This is a genomic window from Microcoleus sp. BM001215392, from assembly GCF_036700185.1.
Classification (GTDB): Bacteria; Cyanobacteriota; Cyanobacteriia; order Cyanobacteriales; family Microcoleaceae; genus Microcoleus.
This window is the reverse complement of the sequence record NZ_JAUBOJ010000146.1, coordinates 11751-15937: the sequence shown is the minus strand read 5'-3', so window position 1 is coordinate 15937 and position 4187 is coordinate 11751. Positions and strand designations below refer to the sequence as shown.

Annotated in this window: 3 protein-coding genes; 2 read left to right on the top strand and 1 reads right to left on the bottom strand. The window is 44.2% G+C overall.

What is annotated here, in order from left to right; genetic code table 11:
- Positions 1–420: 420 nt before the first annotated feature.
- A complete protein-coding gene (locus tag QT974_RS16910; protein WP_333469602.1) occupies positions 421–1440 on the top strand; it encodes a CHAD domain-containing protein in 1020 nt (339 codons plus the stop codon).
- Between the two features lie 473 nt (positions 1441–1913).
- Here the strand turns inward: QT974_RS16910 and ispD are convergent, their stop codons facing one another.
- Positions 1914–2600, bottom strand: a complete 687-nt coding sequence (gene ispD / locus QT974_RS16905; protein WP_333469601.1) for a 2-C-methyl-D-erythritol 4-phosphate cytidylyltransferase — start codon at positions 2598–2600, stop codon at positions 1914–1916.
- Between the two features lie 170 nt (positions 2601–2770).
- Between ispD and QT974_RS16900 the strand changes: the two genes are divergently transcribed.
- A complete protein-coding gene (locus QT974_RS16900) occupies positions 2771–3733 on the top strand; it encodes a glycosyltransferase family 9 protein (RefSeq protein WP_333469603.1) in 963 nt (320 codons plus the stop codon).
- Positions 3734–4187 lie beyond the last annotated feature (454 nt).

The window sequence follows — 4187 nt, the reverse complement described above, 5'->3', positions numbered from 1 at the left end:
GTCTTCCCGATCGCACCCTCTCTCTCTCTTTGGCGAATAAATATCGGTTTGCAGCGATCTTAACCTATTTGGAAAAGCGTGCCAGAAATCAGATGTTTATTAGCCCAAGGGTGGGGGAGGGAATTTTATACTATTTATCTAAAATTGTGCAACACTCGAAGACCCCCCTAGCCCCCCCCTTATCAAGGCGGGGAATAATACTGTTATTTCGTTTTAAATTGGTATTATTTTCGATTTTGGATTGCAGACGGGAGATTTTAGATTACTAAATGCTGACTTTGCATAAATTGTCAAGTATTTTATATTAAAAATTATTAATGCTATGTTTCAGAAACAAAAAGTGTGTGCTAGGATGTAACACCTTATTAGAAAAGCCTTGAAATCAAAATTAAATTCGCAAAAGAGGGCTCTACATCTACCATGAACGTCAAAACACCAGCAAAAGTTAAAACAAAAGTTAAAACTCTCGGAGACGCCGCTTCTGACGCGATCGAGAAATATTACCGCAAAACTGTAGGGCACGAGTCAGAAGTTCTAAAAGACAAAGATGCAGAAGAACTTCACCAAATGCGAGTCGGAATGCGGCGCTTGCGATCGGCTGTAACGGGTTTTGCTCCAGTTTTAGACTTGCCAAAACAGGTTTCTGAACGCAAAATTGGTAAAGTAGGGCGGATTCTGGGAACGCTCAGGGATTTGGATGTGATGCTCGAAACTCTCCAAAACCGCTATTACCCGAATTTGCCGACCGACGAACAGGAAGTTTTGGATGAGGCTTTGTTGAGTTTGCTCAAACAGCGCCGTCGGGCTTTGAAACGGGTAAAAGCTGTTTTGGAACACAAAAGTTATCAGTCGCTGAAAGAGTCGATCGAGAATTGGGTAGAAAAACCGCAGTTTCGGGCGATCGAACATTTGCCAATTGCTGAGGTTTTACCGGATTTACTGTTACCTCAAGTCAGCGAGTTTTTGCTACATCCGGCTTGGCTGGTGGGCACAGAATATCCGGATGGTAAAGTTAAAGTTTGTGATGATTTGAACGAGTCGGCTGTGGAAGAAAAGCTAGCAGCGGAGGGAACAATTCTGCACGAGTTGCGGAAGCAAGCTAAGCGGTTTCGCTATTTGATGAATCTGTTTGGCGATTTTTACGGCCCGAGTTATGAAGGTTATGTCGAAGACGTGAAAGCTGTTCAGGAATGCTTGGGCGAACTTCAAGACTGTGAAGTTTTAGGGGAATTTCTGACGGATTTTGTCGATCGCGATTTGCAAAAAGAGTTGCCGAAACTCGCTGGTTTGTTGGCCCAAAAACGCTACGCAGCTTGGCAAAAATGGCAGGTTTTGCAGCGCAAGTATTTGAAATCGGAAATTAGGCAAGATTTGCGATCGGTATTAATTAATCCTGCGGTTGATCATACTGTTAAGGGAGATTCACCGCCCCAAAATTAGGTTTTTTGGGTGAATTTTTTGGGCTGGAGATGTAGGCGGCGGTTGGGTAGCACCCGCTCGCGAAAGGGTGTACTAAGCTAATACATCTCCAATTTTTATCAATTCGCGGTCAATTTGACCGAATACCAAACCAAATTAAAAATCTCTTGAACCTGGTTCGTGAATCTCGATATACGCTTCACCTTCCAGGTCGAGGTAATCACTATCCCACCGCTCGATATCGGCGCTGGGCCATTTACCGCTATACAGCATTATGTTGATTCTCGACTTGAATTAATTAACATAGAACAGGAAAAAAACTATGTATAATCTCGATCGCCAATAGTGAGGTATGTCGGGTAATGGGTAATGAATAATCGGAGATCAAGGTTTTTAAACGCAAGCTTTTTCATGCTTGACCATTACAGATTACCGCTTACCAATTACCCATTACCCAAGCTTCCGCTAATCTTTCCCTCGAACTGCTATAAAGTTCAACTCCCGTATCTCTGGCGTAAAATAAATTCTGCGACACTCAAATCAACAGGTGTTGTAACTTTCAAATTCGTCTCTTCTCCCTCCACAATTTGCACTGCTAAACCGCATTTTTCAAACAAAGCTGCATCGTCTGTAACTTCCCAACCTTTCTCCCGCCCTTGTTCGTGACAGTGCTTTAACAATTTTACTTCAAATCCTTGGGGAGTCTGGGCCGCCCACAAATTGCTTCTATCTGGCGTGTCTCGCACGATTCTAGACTCGTCTACGACCTTAATCGTATCCTTGACCGGGACAGCGACAATCAAGCCGGGACAGCTTAAGAGAGCTGCCGCAGATCGATCGAACAATTCAGCAGTAGCCAAACATCTGGCGCCGTCGTGAATCAACACGCGATCGGCATTTGGTGGCAAAGCCTGCAAACCGTTGTAAACTGACTCTTGCCTCGTAGCGCCTCCTTGAATCAGTTCCACCGGCTTAACCAAAGCTAAATCGCTGATAATTGCCTTAAAATCAGGAAAATCCCCAGGCTGGCCCATAATCCCAATCCAGCTAATCTGCTGGGAAGCTTCAGCAGCAGCCAAAGTCCAACTCAGCAAAGGTTTAGAGAGCAAAGTCAGCAGCAGTTTGTTCCGCTGACTCCCCATCCGTCGCCCCGAACCCGCCGCCGCAATTAATAAGTGCATTGACTAACCCTTCTTCACCCAACTAGGTATATATTAAAAGCGTTCTGTACTTTTCAGTCAGTTGTTTAGCTGTCAGCCAGTAGCTTTTAAACTCTAAAAATACTACAATCTGATAGCCGAAAGCCGATCGCTGAGAGATACCTCGATAGATAATAGCCCGATCGTTTATGATGCGAATACTAGCACTTGTCCCCGGCGGGATTGGCGACCAAATTTTATTTTTCCCCACCCTCGACGACCTCAAACAGTCTTACCCCGAGGCTCAGATTGATGTGATCGTGGAACCGAGGGCGAAGGGTGCTTACCGAGTCTGCAAGTCCGTCAAAGAAGTCTTGACGTACAATTTCAAAGACCGCAACGCGATGGCAGATTTCGGGAATTTACTCGGCGTAATTCGCGATCGCGAATACGAAGCAGTTGTTTCCCTAGGCCAGCGGTGGACTGTGGGACTTTTGCTGTGGCTGACAGGAATTCCCCAGAGAGTCGGGTATTCGGGAACCAACGGCGCTCGGTTTCTCACCGATTCGGTACCTCTAAAAACTGACCAGTATGCGGCTTCAATGTACCACGATTTGCTGCAAGGATTCAACATTAACAATCCTTGTCCTGCGATCGCAATTAATGTACCAAAACAAGACATTCAGTGGGCGGAAGCCGAGCAGCAGCGATTGGGGATCAAAGAAAGCGGTTACATTCTAATTCACGGTGGTTCCAGTCAATTAGCTGTGTCTAAAGGTATTGACAAAATTTACCCTATAGACAACTGGAGACAAATCATCGAAGACTGTCAGAAACGACAGCCGAATTTACCCGTTGTAGTGGTAAAAGGCCCGGAAGATGAAGCTTTGGTAAAAAAATTAGTCGAGCTGTGTCCGAGTGTAAAAGTGATCTCGCCCGATGATGTCGGCAAGTTAGCGGCCACCATTGCTGCTGCTAATTTGATGATGTGTACCGACAGCGCGCCGATGCACTTGGCTGTAGCAGTTCAAACTTATACAATAGCTTTGTTCGGCCCGACAGAACCTGCAAAATTGCTTCCCAACAGCGATCGCTTTTTGGGCATTAAATCTCCTACTGGCAAAATGGCTGACATTTCTCCTCAAGAGGTTTTGAAGAAAGTTTGGGGTGGCTAGTATTGTTAAAAACAAGGGCGGGTTTTGTACAAAAACTATGTATCATTTGCATATTTTTCAACCCTTACCCGCCCCGACAATCTCAGAATTTATTCACGGCTGGTCAGAAACCGGGTTTTTTTACCAAAATACTTGGTTGTAACCAGCAGATTCGATAAATAATCCAGTTTTTTTGGTCAGAAATACTTCATTCAGTTGACAGTTAAAAACTACCTCTACCTGGAAAAAAGAGGATTGAAGCAATGAATAGTCTGAGTTTAATTTCTCCTTCAAAGACTTGGGGCTTTAAACCAATTATTTCTGGTAAATCCTAACTCGTCTCAATTACAACTATAAGTAAATCCCCGTAATTAAACATAAAATATGGAACACTAAAAAGCTAGCTATGTATGTTTTCTTACTTCATTAGACTTCGCTGGCAGACGAGTCTTCCTTCTGACTAAAATCCGTTACA